The following is a 14,993-nucleotide window of genomic DNA, read 5'->3' on the forward strand; positions in this document are numbered from 1 at the left end:
CTTAGTTCTTCTTGGGCTGTTCCTTGGCGGCGGGCGTACCCGTATGGGTGCCCGTTTCGGTCTTCTTGGCGTCGCCGGCTTTCGGCGCCGCCTGTGCCACAGACGGGGCTGCGACGGCAGGCTTTGCCGTCGGCTGCGCGGTCGGGGTCGTCTGCGCGAACGCGGCCGCCGGAACGGCCAGAGCGAGGGCGATGGCAAGAGCCGCAAACTTCTTCATGGGATGTCTCCGCTTCGTGTCGAGCGACGGCACAATACCGTCGTCGCCAAGACAAAGCGCGAGAGGCATCGGCTATTCCGCGCGCAATTGCGGCATCATTGTGGAAAAAATCACCAACCACCGTCAGGCAAAAAGTCGCCCCTCGCCGTCAGGCGAAAAAGTCGTACGTCTTGCCTTGGCCGAACACGACAAGGTCGGGCGCATTGACGCGCGGTCCGTCGAAAAAACTTTTCGGCGTCCAAGGCTGGTTGTTGAAAGCGGCCACGAAGGCGCCGACCTGATAGCCCAGATCGAACTTGGCGGTTCCAGTCGAACTGGCGCCGACCCCGCTGCCCACTGCTCCAAGACCCGACATTCTCGACGGTCTCCGCATGAAATCCGAGCGTTTCTCGCCCAACAGGTATTAAATACCACAAATTTTAGGTATCTGGCAAGCGGCGGTGCGGAACAAGATACCTATACTGCGCGTTGGCCTATCCGGAGCTTTGGATTGGGCGCCGATCTTTCGGTCGGGCACGCGGGCTTCGAGGAGAGGCACATGCGGCGTTTCGGTCCAGCTTTGCGCGTAGCGGCGCTCGTCGGCCTTCTGCCGGCCTGCGCTTCGGCGCAAATCCTCGACGGCCCCGGGCAGGCAGCGCTCGAAACGACGCGCTCGGGCACGGCCACGCAATGGCAGAATCCGGACAGCGGCACGGTCGAAACGATCGTGCCCAAACCAGCCTTCAACAGCGGCGGCACCGTGTGCCGCGAATTCACCAAAACCGTGACGATCGGCGGCACGCAGCAGCAGGCCTACGGCACGGCCTGCCGCCAGCCGGACGGCACGTGGAAACTTGCGCAGCAAGAACAGCAGCCGACCGAACAGCGCTTTGTGCCGCAGCAGCAAGCGCCCGTGATCGTCGCCGCCCCGCCGCCGCGCGTGGTCTATGTCTATCCAGAGCCCTATCACCGGCCGCGGCCCTATTACTATGAGCCTTATGGCTGGCGCCCCTATCGGCCCGGCCCGTCATTCGGCTTCGGCTATGGTTTCGGCGGCCATCGCCACCATCGGTGACGATGGGGCGCTGAAGAATAGTTCGAAAGAAAATGGCGCGGCCGAAGGGATTCGAACCCCTAACCTCCAGATTCGTAGTCTGATGCTCTATCCAGTTGAGCTACGGCCGCGCGGAGGCGTTTCAAACCCGATACCTTGGGGAAACGGTCGCGGACACTAGTCGAACCACCGAGCCCGTGCAAGCGTAAATGCCGAACGCCCACGCGGCCGCATTTGGGTTGCCAAACGCGCGACTAAGGCTGTGGAAAACCGGGATAAAATCGCCGTTGCGCCAATGCGTCGCGTTGGTTACGATCCGCCGCCTTCGGGTTTTGGGGTTGAACGGCCCACCGGCCGCTTGCCTTCAGACACCCACAAAAGTTTCACGGCGACGGCGGCGGTTGCGCTAGCGTTGCCGAGTTGCCGCCAAGAGCCAAGCCCGCCCACTGCTTTGTCCAGCACCTTTCTTTTTGAACGAGCTTGCACAATGACCGATCGGTTCGCCCATCTCCGCAAAACTGCCTTGTTGCTGGCCCTGGGCGTGCCGCTGTCGGGCTGCAATATGGTCTCGGAAGCTTTGTGGCCGTCGCTCTCAGGCCCGAGTGCGGCACCGCAGCCGGCTTCCGTACGCCAGGACATCCCCGCTTCGGCTGCCGAGCGCCAAGCGCAGAGTGCCCCGATGCCCGGCACGACCGTGGTTGTGCCGTCGCGCGCCACAGGTGCCATCGACACGCCGGACACGGGCCGCCTGCCCGGCGGCCAGCAGACAGCCGTCGGCATTCGCGCCCAGGCGATGCGCACCGAGCTGCAAAATCTCCAGGGTGCGGTCCAGACGCGCTCGGGTGCGATCCAGCAGATGCGCGCCGACACGGTCGGCACGGCGCAGCGCTATTTCACGCTCGTGGCCGGCATCAACACGCGCCTGCAAGTGGGCACCACGCCCGGCAACCCGATCCTGCAGGCGCAATGGACGCAAGCGGCTAGCGAACTCGACCGCCTGTCGGCCGAAATCGGCCGCTTGGCGCAGCTTTCGAGCCAGGCTGCGGGCGACGCCGCGATGGCGGCCTTCCTGCTCGACTCGACGCGCGCCGCCTATTCGCTCAACGGTGCGGTCGAAGACGACCATCGTCAGCTGGCGCTGGTCGAAGACGAAGTGAACCGCACGGTCGTGTCGATCGACCGGCTGCTCAACGAGCTCAACGAAGACATCAACCGCCAATCGACCTACGCCAGCCGCGAGCGTTCGAACCTCACGGCGCTGTCGCTTGCCATCCGCAACGGCGAATTGTTCGGTTCCGGCCTCAACAACCGCGCCTTCACGAACGTCGCACCCGCCGACGGCAGCCCGGCGATGCTGGGCGTTGCTCCGGGCGCGCAGCCGCAAGCGGCCAACCCCGCAACGGCTGCCGCCGGTCGCCGTCCGCTCGTGGTGATCCGCTTCGACCGCGCCAACCCGTCCTACGAACAAGCGCTCTACACGGCCGTGAGCCGTGCGCTCGAGCGCAGCCCGACCGCGAATTTCGATCTCGTGGCCGTGGCGCCGACGCGCGGCGGCCAAAGCCAGGCAGCCCTCGCCGCAACCTCGGCGCGCCGCCAGGCCGAAGGCGTGATGCGCAGCCTCGGCAATATGGGCCTGCCCGCCCAGCGCATGACGCTGTCCTCGACCACGTCGGCGCAAGCGCAAGCCAACGAAGTGCATCTCTACGTGCGCTGAGCCTTCGGGCACGGCTTTCGAGCCTGCGAACAGACAAAACCCCGGCCCCCTCAAAGGGCCGGGGTTTTTCGTTTGAGGCGCTGCCCCTAGAACGTGCCGACCTGGCCGTCGCTGCGCGGGTCGGTACCACCTTCGAGCAAGGCCGAACCGCCGTCGGCCGCCGGCGTGCGTACGACCATGCCGGCATGGCCCATGAGGTCCGTGTAGTCGGCAAGCGTTTCGAGATCGTGGCCCATGCCCTTCAAGGCCGCGACGAGGCCGGGGGCAAAGCGGCTTTCCAGGCGCAGCTTCGTGGTCGCCGTTCCCCAGGTGCGGCCCAGAAGCCAGCGCGGGGCCGAGATCGCTTCTTGCGGCGTGTGGCCGTACCAGGCGTAGCGCGAGAAGATCGCGGCTTGCGTCTGCGGCTGGCCGTCGCCGCCCATCGTGCCGTAGACCATCGAACGGCCGTCGTCGAAATGCGCCATCGCGGGATTGAGCGTGTGGAAGGGCTTGCGGCCCGCCGCCAATTCCTGCGGTGCGCCCTTTTCGAGGCTGAACGAGGTGCCGCGATTCTGGAACAGAATGCCGGTTTCGTCGCCAACCACGGCCGAGCCGAACTCCCAATAGATCGACTGGATGAAACTCGCCATGCGCCCTTGGGCGTCGATGGCGCCCATCCAAATCGTGTCGCCCTTCTGCGGCGCTTGCGGCCACGGGGCAGCGAGATGCGGATCGAACTGGGCAGCAAGTTTCGCGATCCGCGCGTCGGCCAGCAGGCTTTGCGCTTCCTGCGCCATGTAGGCCGGATCCTTCACGTGCTTGTCGCGCACGCGGAAGGCAAGCTTCGTCGCCTCGACGAGCGCATGCACGAATTCGGACCCGTCGGCGCGCTCCGGTTTGAAGCGCGAAAAAAGGGCGAGGATCAGCAGCGACGCCAGCCCTTGCGTGGGCGGCGTCATGTTGTAAAGCCGCGCACCGGGCACGTTCACGGTGAGCGGGGTCACGATCTTGGCCTTGTGGCGCTTGTAGTCGTCGAGCGTGACGGGTGCGCCCGCGCGCTTCAGATCGGCGGCGATCGCCTCGGCCAATTTGCCGCGATAAAAGCTCTCCGTGCCTTCCGCACCGATGCGCCGCAATGTGGCCGCCAAAGCGCCTTGCACGAAGCGGCTGCCCGGCTGCGGCACCTGGCCGCCGGGCAGAAACGCTTTTTTGAAACCAGGCGAAGCTTCGCACTCGGCGCGTTTTTCGGCCGTGAAGCGCGTCTGGCTCGCGGTCGTGGGATAGCCGTTTTCGGCGTAGTAAGCACCCGGCTCGACAAGTCGAGAGAGCGGCAATTTGCCGCCGAGCGTCTTGGCGATTTCAAAGGCCGCGCCCCAGCCCGACACCGTGCCCGCAACCGTGTTGGCGGCAAGGGGCCCGCGCGAAGGGATGGTCTCGTGGCCTTGGCGCTTGTACCAGGCAGGCGACAGGACCGAGGCCGCCGCCCCGCACGCATCAATGCCGGCCACGGGCCGGCCGTCGCCCGCATCGATGAGCCAAAACCCGTCGCCGCCGATCGCGTTCATGTGCGGATAGACGACCGGGATCGCCGCCGCCATCGCGATCATCGCTTCGACCGCGTTGCCGCCTTCGCGCAGCACTTCGAGGCCGGCTTGGCTGGCCAGATGATGCGGGGCCGTGACCATTCCGCGGTAGCCGCGCGGCGTGCTGAGCATGGGAGGCTTGCCTTTGCTAGGGAGAAGAACCAGTCTTTTCTAATCGGGGGTTCATGCGATGCGCAAAGGCTTTTTGAGCGTTTTGGTCGGTCTGTGGCTGGCTTTTCCAGCATTCGCCCAATCGCCCCTTGCCCTGGCCCCGGACGAACGCGAGGCAATCCGCAGCACGATCGAGCGGCAGATCGAAGCCTTTCGCGCCGACGACGGGGCCGCAGCCTTCGCGTTCGCGGACGCGAACATCCAAAGCATGTTCGGCAGCCCCGAACGCTTCATGGCCATGGTGCGTCAAGGCTACGCGATGATCTATCGGCCGCGCAGCTACGCGTTCGGCGACGCGAAGCCCGACGGCGGCATCGTTGCCCAGATCGTCGAGTTCGACGGGCTCGACGGCACGTCGGCAGTCGCCCTCTATTACATGGCGCGCCAGAAAGACGGCAGCTTCCGCATCGCAGGCGTCGAGCTTTTGCCCGCCAAACGCCCGGGCGTGTAGCGCTTGCATCGCGCGCGTGCGCGCGGCATGAAGGCGAAAGCTTCCGAACCGGAGTCGCCCATGTCCAGCGCCGACGATACCTATCGCAAGATGTTCACCGTCTCCTGGCAGGAGCTGCACCGCGACTGCAAGGCGCTCGCTTGGAAGCTGGTGGCCGGCGGCCCGTGGCGCGGCATTGTTGCCGTCACGCGCGGCGGCCTCATCCCGGCCGGCATCATCGCGCGCGAGCTCGAGTTGCGCATCATCGACACCGTGTCAATCGCCACGTACCAGGGCCAGCAGATCGGCGACACCTCGAACATCCTGAAGCCGTTGGCGACAACGACGGTCGATGCCAATTCCGGCCCGCGCTGGCTTATCATCGACGATCTCGTCGATACCGGGGCCACCGCCAAGATCGTGCGTGCGATGCTTCCGGGTGCGCATCTTGCCACCGTCTACGCCAAGCCCGCCGGCAAACCGATGGTCGACACCTACGTGACCGAGGTGAGCCAGGATACCTGGATCATGTTCCCGTGGGATACCGAGCCGCAATTCGTGCGGCCCATTGTCGCCCCGCGCTAAGAGGCCATGGGCTGACGCTGGGGCGCACCTAGCGCTTCAATTGCCTTCAGCGATCGTTTCCAAGATCTCACGCTGCAGCAGCGTGACCTGGCTTTGACTAGGCAGGCCAATCAGTCCCGCCTTCTTGAACTGCGTGAAAGTGCGGCTCACCGTTTCGATCGTGAGCCCCAGATAGTCGCCGATGTCCGAGCGGCGCATCGGCAGATCGACGGGCGAGGCAGGCCGCCCGCGCGCGGCTGCACGACGCGACAGGGTGAGCAGGAACGAAGCCAGCCGCTCGCGCGCGGTTTTGCGGCCCAGCAGCAGCATCTGCTCTTGCGCTGCTTTGATCTCGTTGCCGGCAACTTCGAGCAGGCGATGCTCGAGGGCCGGCAAATCCTTGAACAGCTTTTCGAGCCGCTCGCGCGGGAAGCGGCACATGCGCACGACCGTCGTCGCCTCGGCCGAGCAGCCATAGGTCGGGTCGAGGGCGAGCCCGACGAAGTCGCCGGGAAACAGGAAGCCCAGAATCTGGCGCCGCCCGTCGGGCAGCAGCTTGTAGAGCGTCACCGTTCCTTCGATGACGTTGCTGACATGATGGGCTTGCGAGCCTTCTTCGAACAAAGGCGCCATCGGCGCGTAGGTGACGACCGTAGAGATGCTGCGCAGCCGAGAAAGCTGGGCCGCATCGAGAACTTCGCAGATGCTGGCTTCGCGGATGACGCACTCGTCGCAATGCGATTCGATCGCCATTGGCACCGGAACGCCCATTGCACTCGTGACGATTCCCATGCTGCCGCCCCCCTGGCGTTCTGTGATACCATAGGGATCGTGCTACGTGCATCGCTCAAACGCAAGGGCTTCGCGCACGTATGGTGAAATATACCTTCAAGAACAGATGTTTGCGATTTCGCAGCCGAAGATATTGAACCAATTGACGCAAATTGACGTAAGAGAGGTATCCAAGTCAGACACGGAGCACGAGTCAAAATGATGAGCCGTTTCTTCTTCGCGAGCCTTTTGTGGCTTGGGCTCGGCACGGCGCCGCAAGCGCTGGCGAATGTCGGCGTGCCCGCCGACGCGCCGGCCACCACGCAAACCCTGACATTCGACGTGCTGCGCGACGGCTCCAGCATCGGGACCCACCGCGTCACGATCCGCGAAGCGGGCAACCGCCGCGAAGTCGACGTTGCCATCGATATGGCCGTCAAACTCGCTTTCGTTACGGTCTATCGCTACACGCACCGCGCCACGGAAGTGTGGGCGGGCGAGCGTCTTGTGTCGCTCGAAGCGTCGACCGACGACAACGGCACGCGCACCCGCGTGCTGGCCACGGCCGGGGAATCGGGCCTGGCGGTTTCGGGCAGCGGCGGCAGCTACATCGCCCCCGCCGACACGGCGCCGAGCAGCTATTGGAACCGCGACAAGCTGAACCGCGGCGCCCTGCTGGATACCCAAAGCGGCAAGCTTGCAACGGTCGCCAACGAGAATCTCGGCGAGACAAGCATAACCGCCGACGGCCGCCCGCAGCTTGTCTCGACCTATCGCGTCACCGGCGATCTCAAAGCCGATTTGAGCTACGCCGCAGACAACAGCTGGGTCGGCCTGCGCTTCGAGGCGCGCGGCGCCCAGATCGTATATGTCCGGCGCAGCCTCGATCAGGTCGCGCAAGTCCGCTGATTGGCCGGGAGCTGACGATTTATTGGGCGGCATGGGGCTTTAGGGCCACGGCGCACTTGCTCCAGGCCAGGGAACGCGACTAAATACCGTCTGCCCGCTGGGACTGGCGGGCACAAGCCCACGGACGCTTTTTTCTCGAAGCGTCGAGATCCCGAGCGATGACGACCGCGAACGACACAGCACGCTGGACCGGCTGGCGTCCGATTTTGGGCGCGGGTCTCCTGTCGCTGTGTCTCGCACTTGCCGGACCCGCGATCGCGCAAAATGCGCCCGCCGCCCCGACCCTTGCGCCGGTCCCCGCCCCAACCGCCCCTGCGCCGACTTTGCGCGCACAGCCCGAATCTGCGACGCCCGCAGGCCCCACCCGTGCGGCCGTCGCGGCCGACCGCCAGATGGTTGTGGCCGCCAACCCGCTTGCCGCGGAAGTCGGCCGCCAGATTCTGCGCCAGGGCGGCAGCGCCGTCGATGCCGCAATCGCCGTGCAGATGGTGCTGACCCTTGTGGAGCCGCAAAGCTCGGGCATCGGCGGCGGGGCCTTCCTCGTCCATTACGCGGCCGAGGCGCGCAAGGTCGAAACCTTCGACGGGCGCGAGACCGCCCCGGCAGGCGCAACGCCCGAGATGTTCCTCGACGCCAAGGGCAAGCCGCTGCCCTTTGCGCGGGCAGCCCAGGGCGGGCATGCGGTGGGTGTGCCCGGCGTGGTTCGCATGTTGGCACTCGCGCACGAGCAACATGGCCGTCTGCCGTGGCTGCGTTTGTTCGAACCGGCGATGCGCATGGCGGCCGAAGGCTTCCCGATTTCGCCGCGCCTGCATCAGCTGATCGGCGAGACGCCGCAACTCAAAGAATTCCCGGCTGCGCGCGACTATTTCTTCGACGCCGACGGCAATCCCAAGGCGGTCGGCACGCGCCTGGCCAATCCCGAGCTTGCCGAGACGCTGCGCGTGATCGCCAATGGCGGCGCCAACGCCTTCTACAATGGGGGCCTCGCGCGCGCGATGGCCAAGGCCGTGCGCGAGACGAACAACCCCGGCACGCTGAGCGTCGACGACCTCAAAAGCTACAAAGCCCTTAAGCGCGAGCCCGTATGCGGCGGCTATCGCCAGTACAAGGTTTGCGGCATGGGTCCGCCCTCGTCGGGCGGGGTGGCGGTTGCCCAGATCCTCGCCATGCTCGAAAAGTTCGACATGCGCGCGATGGCGCCCAATTCGGTTGCGGCCGTGCACGCACTCACCGAGGCCGAGCGCCTCGCTTTCGCCGACCGCGCGCGCTATCTCGCCGACATGGATTTCGAGCAAGTGCCGCTCGACAAGCTGCTCGACCGTCGCTATCTCGCCACGCGCGCGCGCCTGATCGCCCCTGAGCGCAGCATGGGCCGTGCGGAAGCGGGCCGCCTCCAGCGGGCGGCCTTGCGCGCGCCCGACACGATGAGCGAGCTGCCCGCCACGACGCATTTCTCGATCGTGGACGGGGCCGGCAACGCGGTTGCGATGACGAGCTCGATCGAACAGGCCTTCGGCAGCCGCGTGATGGTGCGCGGCTTCCTGCTCAACAACCAGATGACCGATTTCGCCTTGCGCCCGCGCGACGGCGACGTGCCGAACATCAACCGCGTCGAGCCCGGCAAACGGCCGCGCAGTTCGATGTCGCCCACGATCGTGCTCGACCGCGAAAATCGGCTGGTGATGACCCTGGGCTCGCCCGGCGGGGCGCGCATCATCCCCTACGTCGCGCGCACGCTGGTGGCGACCCTCGATTGGGGGCTCGACATGCAGCGCGCGGTGGCCTTGCCGCACGCCTTGAGCCTCAACGGCCCGACCGAGCTCGAGCGCGACACGGTGATTGCAGGCCTTGCGGGCGAACTTCGCGCCATGGGCCACGAGATTGCGTTCGTGGCCCATGGCAGCGGCCTGCACGGCATCCAGGTCGTGCGCCGCCAGGGTCGCACGCAGCTGATCGGCGGTGCCGATCCGCGTCGCGAAGGCGAAGCCCTTGGCGACTGACGCCGTCGCGTTCGAAACTCTTTTCCGCTTCATCCCCGAAAGTTCGCCATGACCCAAACGTCGCCGACCGGCACGCTGCCGGAAATCCGTCTGCAACCGCAGCGCCACCAGCGCCTGCGCATGGGCCATCCGTGGGCCTATTCGAACGAAATCCAGATGGACAACAGCGCCAAAGCGCTGGCGCGCGGCACACTTGTGCGCGTGATGACGAGCCATGGCGAAAATCTCGGGACGGCCTTTTTCAATCCGCACACGCTGATCGCCGTGCGCATGCTCGAGCGCAATCCGCGCCTTGTCGTCGATGCGGCGTGGTGTGCGGCCAAGCTGCGTACCGCCCTTGCCTTGCGCGAGCGGCTCTATCCGGGCGGGTTCTATCGCCTGATCCATGCCGAAGCCGACGGCTTTCCGGGCCTCGTGATCGACCGGTTCGGCGACACGCTCGTGGTGCAGCGCAATGCCGCGGGCATCGATCTTTTGTGGCCCGCGCTGCGCCAGGCGATCGAAGCCGTGCTTGCACCCGCCGCCATCGTGCTGCGCGACGAAAGCCATGCGCGCAGCCTCGAAGGGCTCGATACGGCGAGCGAAACCGTGCACGGTGCGGTCGCAGGACCGATCCGCCTCGTCGAAAACGGCGCCACGTTTTTTGCCGACGTTGCGGGCGGCCAGAAGACCGGCTGGTTCTACGATCAGCGCGACAACCGAGCGGCCGTCGCCAAAGTTTCGGCGGGTGCGCGGGTCCTCGATCTCTATTGCTATGGCGGCGGCTTCGGCGTGCAGGCGGCCCTTGGCGGGGCTGTGCAGGTCGTGTTTGCCGACCGAGCACAAGCAGCGCTCGATCTAGCCGCACAGGCGGCCGAGGCCAACGGGGTGGCCGCCAAATGCCGTTTCGACAAGGGCGAGATTTTCGACTACGCCGCCAATCTCGACGCAGCGGGCGAGCGCTTCGACGTGGTCGTGTGCGACCCGCCGGCCTTCGCCAAATCGCGCAAGGACGTGCCGATGGCGCTCAAGGGCTATCGCAAGGTCGCACGCCTCGCGGCCGCCCTCGTCGCCCCCAACGGCTTTCTGCTCGCAGCCTCGTGCTCGCACAATGTCGAGACCGCGAATTTCCTCGAAGAGACCGCGCGCGGCATTGCCGAAACAGGGCGCCAGGCGCGTGTGCTGCGCGTCGCAGGCGCAGCCGCCGACCATCCGCTGCACCCGTTTTTGCCCGAAAGCGCCTATCTCAAAGCGCTGCTGATTGCCCTCGATTGAGGCCCGATCACAGCGCCGGCGGCGGATGCATGCCGGCAAAGCCGCCGAAGAACCACACCACCAGGAGGACGACGATCACGGTGCCGAGCACGCCGCCCGCACCCGCATTGCCGTAGCGGCCATGCGCGTTGTAACCCCCGCCGCCGCCGAGCAGCAGCACCAAAACGACGATCAATAGGATTAGGCCCACGGCACTCTCCACGCGTTGGCGGGCGTCGCAATGACGCCCACATCGCTCGAGAGTTAGGCGTGCGCCAATCCACGCAGCAGCCCCGGAAAACACCTAAGCACGAAATCTGGCACGGTCTTTGGGAGTTCGGCGCGACGCAAAAACCGCGCCCCGAAGCGCCGCCAAGGGCGAGATGCCGCCATCGACAAAGCGCTCGCCGACATCCGCCTGGGCTTCATTGAGCCGGAATAGTGTGATGCCTTGCTTAGGGTGCAGCGTTCAGCGCCCAGTCGTAGCTGTAGGACGCGATGGGTGCGCCGCGTTCAAGAGCCGCGCGCGTCTCGGCTGTGGCGTAGCCGAGCAGATGCGCGCGCAAGCCCGCTTCGTCGGCGCCGAAATCTTCTTTGAACCAATCGTAGATCGACGACAGCACGAGGCCGCGCGGCCCCACGCGCACCCCGCGCGGAGATGCCACAAAGCGGCGCGCGGCGGCGTCGAGTTGCGTGTCGAGCCGGTCGGCTTCGAAGGCTTCCGCATCGAGATTGGGGCAGCCGAGGGCCGCACAATTGAGCGCGTAGTGGATGCGCGGGTCTTGCCACAGCGGGCGCAGGATACGGTGCTCGATGTCGTCGAGCGACAGCGCTTGGTTTTCGACGCGCAAGATTTTGGCGCCCCACGGCCCGACCGCAAACAGGCCGGGCGAGGTGCGGATGTCGCGGATCGAGGCGACCGGATAGCGGGTCAGGATCGTTTCGACCGTCGCCGCATTGTAGAGATTGATCCAATAAGCCTTCTGCTGCGGCCGCGACAACGTGCGCGGGGCGACCGCCTGCAGCGCGGCGAGATAGGCCTGCAACGCAGCGCGGTCGGCGACCGAAACGCTGCCATAGGCAAAACGCGCAATGCCGTCCTGCCCTTCGCTGCGGTACGTCGCAAGCAATCGCGACCATTGCGCATGGTCGATGCTTTGCGTCGATGCGGCGTCGTGCGCGCGCCAGAATTCCCACGCCTCGGCCTTGGGCGCACCGGACGCGGTCTGGACCAGTCCCAGCATCAGCGCCACTGCCAGCAGAATTCGCCGCATCGCATCTTCCCGGATCAGAACGGCAGGTCGAACAAGAAGCGCACGAGCTTGCGCGTACGCGGCGAGAAGAGGCGCGGGCTGAAATAGGCCCCGGCCGCGCGCTTGCCCGCTTCCGACAGGGTCGGATAGGGCATCACGGTCCCGGCCATCGTCGCGACCTTGAGCTTCTGGCCGACCGCCACGATCCACGGCGCGACAAGATCGCCCGCATGGGCACCGACGATCGTGGCCCCGATCACGCGGCCGCGTTCGGCCACGATCTTGACGAAACCTTCCGTCTCGCCGGTTGCGATCGCGCGGTCGTTGTCGTGGAACGGCCAGCGCGCTGTTTCGATTTCGCGGCCTGCGGCCTTGGCGGCCGCTTCGCTCAATCCGACTTGCGCAAGCTCGGGTGCTGTATACGTCACCCACGGGATCGCGGTCGTGTCGGCGCGTGCCGGTATGCGGAAACACAGATTGCGGATCGCGATGCCGGCATGCCAGCCCGCGACATGCGTGAATTGCAGCCCGCCTGCGACGTCGCCGAGTGCGAGCACGTCGCGGTTCGAGGTGCGCAAACGGTCGTCGATTTTGATGGCACGTCCGTCGCTGGCAATGCCCGCCGCTTCGAGACCGAGATCTTCGATATTGGCTTTGCGGCCGGTCGCGATCAGCAGATGCGAGCAGGCAAGCGCATCCTCGCCGCCTTTGCCGTCGTCGAGCACCACGACCGTGCCCACCGCATGGCGCTCGATGCGCTTGACCTTCGCATGCTCGCGCAACACCACACCGTCCGCACCCAGGCCCGCGCGCACGACCGCGACCGCCTCTTGATCGTCTTTGGGCAGCATGGTCGCGGCTTCGATCAGCGTGACCTTCGTGCCGAGGCGCGCATGGGCTTGCGCCAGCTCGCAGCCGATGGGCCCGGCCCCGATAACGACCAGATGGTCGGGACGGCGGTCGAGTTCGAACACGGTTTCGTTGGTGAGGAACGGCACGTCGGCAAGGCCCGGGATCGGCGGGACGGCAGCGCGGCTGCCCGTCGCGATCACGAATTTGCGTGCGGCAATGCGGCTGTCGCCCGCTTCCACGAGCTTCGGGCCGACGAACTTCGCGCGCGCGGCCACGACTTTGACGCCGAGCCCTTCGAAGCGCTCGACCGAATCCATCGGTGCAATGGCCGCGATCGTCGCGCGCACATGGTTGCGCACGGCGGCGTAGTCCACCCCACCCGCCGTCTGCAGGCCGAAGCGGCCGGCATTGCGCGCGGCTTTGACCGCCCCTGCCGCCGCGATCAGCGCTTTGGACGGAACGCAGCCGAAATTGAGGCAGTCGCCGCCCATCTTGTGCGCTTCGACGAGCACCGTTTTGAGGCCGAGCTGGGCGGCCCCAGCGGCCACCGACAGGCCGCCCGAGCCCGCCCCGATCACGCAGATGTCGGCGGCAATGTCGGTCATGACGCTTTGCGCCCTTTGAATTTTTTGTAGACGACCGGGACGAGCGACAAGGCCGCCAAGCCCAGCAGCGGCAGGATCACGGACGGACTCATGAACAGTCTCAAATCCGGCTCCTCGCCCTGGTCGAACACGCTGCCGAGCCCGGCCCCGATCGAAGCGAATACGAAGGTTGCGGGCAGGATGCCCAGAAAGGTCGCCAGCACATAAACGCCGAGCCGCACGCCCAAAAAGGCCGGGGCGAGATTGACGAGGAAAAACGGAAAGGCCGGCACCAATCGCAACACCAGCATATAGGAAAGCGCGTTCTCGCGGAATCCCGCTTCGAAGGCGGCCACGGCCGACCCCGCCTTGGCGCGCAAAAAGTCGCCCAGGGCCGAGCGAGCGGCCAAAAACAGCAAGGTCGCCCCGATCGTCGCCCCGACGACGGCCAGAAATCCGCCCCACAAGGCGCCGAACAGGAACCCGCCCGCCAGCGTGGCGACCGTGCCACCCGGCAGCGAGCAGGCGACGACCAGCACATAAGCCGCCACGTAGGATGCCGCCGCCAGTGCGGGATTGGCCTCGGCCCAGTCCAGCAGGTCGCTGCGATGCTCGGCCAAAGCGGCGAAACTCAAATAGCGCTCGAGCCCGCCCGCAAAAGCCAGGGCCAGCACGGCCGCTATCAGCACCAGCGGGGCAAATCTTCGAACGGGGGAGGTTTGGGCCATCTTGTGGTCCAATTCGCTTCAGGGAGACGCGACGTTACATGCTGCGGGGCCGATCGGGCAAACAATGGACTGAAAAACAACGGTAAATGCCTCGATTGACGTGAAGGCAGGGGGTCTGTATAACCCGCGCTCCTTTTCAGACATTCGGCAATTCGGAGATCGCGTCGTGAAGCGCACATATCAGCCCAGCAAGCTCATCCGCAAGCGGCGGCACGGTTTTCGGGCGCGCATGGAAACGGTCGGCGGCCGCAAGGTGCTGCAGCGCCGTCGCGCCAAGGGCCGCAAGCGCCTTTCGGCTTAGTCTCCGGCGGCCCTGCGGCCGTCGGATTCCGCGCCGCCGGGGTCTTGTGGCGGCGACAAGGATAATCATGACCCACGCGCTCACGCGCCTCACCTCGCGAAGCCAGTTCCTGGCTGTTGCGGCAACGCGCCGCAAATGCGCGCGTGTCGGCGTGGTTTTGCAGGCGCGCGCGCGCAACGACGGCGTTGCGGCCATCGGCGTCGGGTTCACGGCCACCAAAAAGATCGGCAATGCCGTGGCGCGCAACCGCGCCAAGCGCCGCCTGCGCGAGGCTGCACGCGCCGTGTTGCCGAAGCTTGGGCTGCCCGGCACGGACTATGTGGCCGTGGCGCGCGCCGAAACCGGCGACACGCCGTTTTTGCAGCTGATCGCCGCTTTCGAAGACGCCGCGCTGAACCTTGCGCGCAATAGCGGGGCCGCCCGATGATCGCGCGGGTCCTCGATGCCTTCGTCGTGCTCTATCAATGGACGCTGCGCCCTCTTTTGGGCGCAAATTGCCGCTATCTGCCGAGCTGCTCGGACTATGCGCGCGAGGCGTTGAAAACCCACGGCGCTTTCGGCGGCACGTTCCTCGCCGCCCGCCGCATCTGCCGCTGCCATCCGTGGGGCGGTTTTGGTTTCGATCCCGTTCCGCCGCGGTCCGGCGATTTGCCGCGTTTCTGACCCGC

At 66.1% G+C, this 14,993-nt stretch carries 18 protein-coding genes and 1 tRNA gene; 10 read left to right on the plus strand and 9 right to left on the minus strand.

Features of this window, described 5'->3' with window-relative positions:
* Position 1: 1 nt before the first annotated feature.
* Together O9320_14845 and O9320_14850 are read right to left on the minus strand one after the other, a co-directional pair.
* Positions 2 to 217, minus strand: a complete 216-nt coding sequence (locus tag O9320_14845; GenBank protein MCZ8312121.1) for a hypothetical protein — start codon at positions 215 to 217, stop codon at positions 2 to 4.
* A 148-nt stretch (positions 218 to 365) separates the two neighbouring features.
* On the minus strand, positions 366 to 572 hold the full coding sequence (locus O9320_14850) for a hypothetical protein (GenBank protein MCZ8312122.1): 207 nt from the start codon (positions 570 to 572) through the stop codon (positions 366 to 368).
* Between the two features lie 183 nt (positions 573 to 755).
* Between O9320_14850 and O9320_14855 the strand changes: the two genes are divergently transcribed.
* On the plus strand, positions 756 to 1,271 hold the full coding sequence (locus tag O9320_14855) for an RT0821/Lpp0805 family surface protein (GenBank protein MCZ8312123.1): 516 nt from the start codon (positions 756 to 758) through the stop codon (positions 1,269 to 1,271).
* Between the two features lie 33 nt (positions 1,272 to 1,304).
* On the opposite strand, the gene O9320_14860 is transcribed toward O9320_14855, so the two are convergent.
* Positions 1,305 to 1,381 (minus strand) — tRNA-Arg (locus O9320_14860).
* A 356-nt stretch (positions 1,382 to 1,737) separates the two neighbouring features.
* Between O9320_14860 and O9320_14865 the strand changes: the two genes are divergently transcribed.
* Positions 1,738 to 2,964 (plus strand): hypothetical protein, encoded by a 1,227-nt coding sequence (locus O9320_14865; GenBank protein MCZ8312124.1) that lies wholly within the window; start codon positions 1,738 to 1,740, stop codon positions 2,962 to 2,964.
* Between the two features lie 86 nt (positions 2,965 to 3,050).
* Here O9320_14865 and O9320_14870 read toward each other — a convergent pair whose 3' ends face one another.
* Positions 3,051 to 4,658, minus strand: a complete 1,608-nt coding sequence (locus tag O9320_14870) for a gamma-glutamyltransferase family protein (GenBank protein MCZ8312125.1) — start codon at positions 4,656 to 4,658, stop codon at positions 3,051 to 3,053.
* Positions 4,659 to 4,716: 58 nt separating this feature from the next.
* Between O9320_14870 and O9320_14875 the strand changes: the two genes are divergently transcribed.
* Entirely contained in the window at positions 4,717 to 5,148 is a 432-nt protein-coding gene (locus O9320_14875) for a DUF4864 domain-containing protein (protein ID MCZ8312126.1), read from the plus strand.
* Between the two features lie 60 nt (positions 5,149 to 5,208).
* Positions 5,209 to 5,712: a xanthine phosphoribosyltransferase gene (gpt, locus tag O9320_14880; protein MCZ8312127.1), complete on the plus strand. Its 504-nt coding sequence runs from the start codon at positions 5,209 to 5,211 to the stop codon at positions 5,710 to 5,712.
* A 36-nt stretch (positions 5,713 to 5,748) separates the two neighbouring features.
* Here the strand turns inward: gpt and O9320_14885 are convergent, their stop codons facing one another.
* A complete protein-coding gene (locus O9320_14885) occupies positions 5,749 to 6,483 on the minus strand; it encodes a helix-turn-helix domain-containing protein (protein MCZ8312128.1) in 735 nt (244 codons plus the stop codon).
* Between the two features lie 198 nt (positions 6,484 to 6,681).
* Here O9320_14885 and O9320_14890 point away from each other — a divergent pair, with 198 nt between their 5' ends.
* From O9320_14890 to O9320_14900, 3 genes are all read left to right on the plus strand, one after another.
* A complete protein-coding gene (locus O9320_14890) occupies positions 6,682 to 7,371 on the plus strand; it encodes a DUF6134 family protein (protein MCZ8312129.1) in 690 nt (229 codons plus the stop codon).
* 158 nt (positions 7,372 to 7,529) lie between these two features.
* Positions 7,530 to 9,374, plus strand: coding sequence for a gamma-glutamyltransferase (gene ggt, locus O9320_14895; GenBank protein ID MCZ8312130.1), 1,845 nt, complete (start codon positions 7,530 to 7,532; stop codon positions 9,372 to 9,374).
* Positions 9,375 to 9,422: 48 nt separating this feature from the next.
* Positions 9,423 to 10,628: a class I SAM-dependent rRNA methyltransferase gene (locus O9320_14900; GenBank protein ID MCZ8312131.1), complete on the plus strand. Its 1,206-nt coding sequence runs from the start codon at positions 9,423 to 9,425 to the stop codon at positions 10,626 to 10,628.
* 7 nt (positions 10,629 to 10,635) lie between these two features.
* Here the strand turns inward: O9320_14900 and O9320_14905 are convergent, their stop codons facing one another.
* The 4 genes from O9320_14905 to O9320_14920 all read right to left on the minus strand — a co-directional run bounded on the left by O9320_14905 (position 10,636) and on the right by O9320_14920 (position 14,024).
* The gene (locus O9320_14905) at positions 10,636 to 10,818 is read right to left on the minus strand and encodes a DUF3309 domain-containing protein (GenBank protein MCZ8312132.1); all 183 of its coding nucleotides are present in this window, start codon (positions 10,816 to 10,818) and stop codon (positions 10,636 to 10,638) included.
* Between the two features lie 244 nt (positions 10,819 to 11,062).
* On the minus strand, positions 11,063 to 11,881 hold the full coding sequence (locus O9320_14910) for a DUF547 domain-containing protein (GenBank protein MCZ8312133.1): 819 nt from the start codon (positions 11,879 to 11,881) through the stop codon (positions 11,063 to 11,065).
* A gap of 14 nt (positions 11,882 to 11,895) precedes the next feature.
* Positions 11,896 to 13,317 carry an FAD-dependent oxidoreductase gene (locus O9320_14915; GenBank protein MCZ8312134.1) on the minus strand — a complete coding sequence of 474 codons (1,422 nt, stop codon included), beginning with the start codon at positions 13,315 to 13,317 and terminating at the stop codon, positions 11,896 to 11,898.
* On the minus strand, positions 13,314 to 14,024 hold the full coding sequence (locus O9320_14920; protein ID MCZ8312135.1) for a VTT domain-containing protein: 711 nt from the start codon (positions 14,022 to 14,024) through the stop codon (positions 13,314 to 13,316). Before O9320_14920 ends, O9320_14915 begins: the two co-directional genes overlap by 4 nt.
* 166 nt (positions 14,025 to 14,190) lie before the next feature.
* Here O9320_14920 and rpmH point away from each other — a divergent pair, with 166 nt between their 5' ends.
* The 3 genes from rpmH (at position 14,191) to yidD (ending at position 14,988) form a co-directional block, all read left to right on the plus strand.
* On the plus strand, positions 14,191 to 14,325 hold the full coding sequence (rpmH, locus tag O9320_14925) for a 50S ribosomal protein L34 (protein ID MCZ8312136.1): 135 nt from the start codon (positions 14,191 to 14,193) through the stop codon (positions 14,323 to 14,325).
* A gap of 67 nt (positions 14,326 to 14,392) precedes the next feature.
* Entirely contained in the window at positions 14,393 to 14,752 is a 360-nt protein-coding gene (gene rnpA, locus O9320_14930) for a ribonuclease P protein component (GenBank protein ID MCZ8312137.1), read from the plus strand.
* A complete protein-coding gene (gene yidD, locus O9320_14935; GenBank protein ID MCZ8312138.1) occupies positions 14,749 to 14,988 on the plus strand; it encodes a membrane protein insertion efficiency factor YidD in 240 nt (79 codons plus the stop codon). The genes rnpA and yidD overlap by 4 nt, the downstream gene beginning before the upstream one ends.
* The last annotated feature ends 5 nt before the right edge of the window (positions 14,989 to 14,993 follow it).

The organism is Magnetospirillum sp. (assembly GCA_027532905.1).
GTDB lineage: Bacteria > Pseudomonadota > Alphaproteobacteria > CACIAM-22H2 > CACIAM-22H2 > Tagaea.

Excerpts from the sequence above, each read along its gene's own strand:
- O9320_14845 (MCZ8312121.1), bottom strand. The coding sequence starts at position 217 with ATGAAGAAGTTTGCGGCTCTTGCCATCGCCCTCGCTCTGGCCGTTCCG.
- O9320_14850 (MCZ8312122.1), bottom strand. The coding sequence starts at position 572 with ATGTCGGGTCTTGGAGCAGTGGGCAGCGGGGTCGGCGCCAGTTCGACT.
- O9320_14855 (MCZ8312123.1), top strand. The coding sequence starts at position 756 with ATGCGGCGTTTCGGTCCAGCTTTGCGCGTAGCGGCGCTCGTCGGCCTT.
- O9320_14865 (MCZ8312124.1), top strand. The coding sequence starts at position 1,738 with ATGACCGATCGGTTCGCCCATCTCCGCAAAACTGCCTTGTTGCTGGCC.
- O9320_14870 (MCZ8312125.1), bottom strand. The coding sequence starts at position 4,658 with ATGCTCAGCACGCCGCGCGGCTACCGCGGAATGGTCACGGCCCCGCAT.
- O9320_14875 (MCZ8312126.1), top strand. The coding sequence starts at position 4,717 with ATGCGCAAAGGCTTTTTGAGCGTTTTGGTCGGTCTGTGGCTGGCTTTT.
- gpt (MCZ8312127.1), top strand. The coding sequence starts at position 5,209 with ATGTCCAGCGCCGACGATACCTATCGCAAGATGTTCACCGTCTCCTGG.
- O9320_14885 (MCZ8312128.1), bottom strand. The coding sequence starts at position 6,483 with ATGGGAATCGTCACGAGTGCAATGGGCGTTCCGGTGCCAATGGCGATC.
- O9320_14890 (MCZ8312129.1), top strand. The coding sequence starts at position 6,682 with ATGATGAGCCGTTTCTTCTTCGCGAGCCTTTTGTGGCTTGGGCTCGGC.
- ggt (MCZ8312130.1), top strand. The coding sequence starts at position 7,530 with ATGACGACCGCGAACGACACAGCACGCTGGACCGGCTGGCGTCCGATT.
- O9320_14900 (MCZ8312131.1), top strand. The coding sequence starts at position 9,423 with ATGACCCAAACGTCGCCGACCGGCACGCTGCCGGAAATCCGTCTGCAA.
- O9320_14910 (MCZ8312133.1), bottom strand. The coding sequence starts at position 11,881 with ATGCGGCGAATTCTGCTGGCAGTGGCGCTGATGCTGGGACTGGTCCAG.
- O9320_14915 (MCZ8312134.1), bottom strand. The coding sequence starts at position 13,317 with ATGACCGACATTGCCGCCGACATCTGCGTGATCGGGGCGGGCTCGGGC.
- O9320_14920 (MCZ8312135.1), bottom strand. The coding sequence starts at position 14,024 with ATGGCCCAAACCTCCCCCGTTCGAAGATTTGCCCCGCTGGTGCTGATA.
- rnpA (MCZ8312137.1), top strand. The coding sequence starts at position 14,393 with ATGACCCACGCGCTCACGCGCCTCACCTCGCGAAGCCAGTTCCTGGCT.
- yidD (MCZ8312138.1), top strand. The coding sequence starts at position 14,749 with ATGATCGCGCGGGTCCTCGATGCCTTCGTCGTGCTCTATCAATGGACG.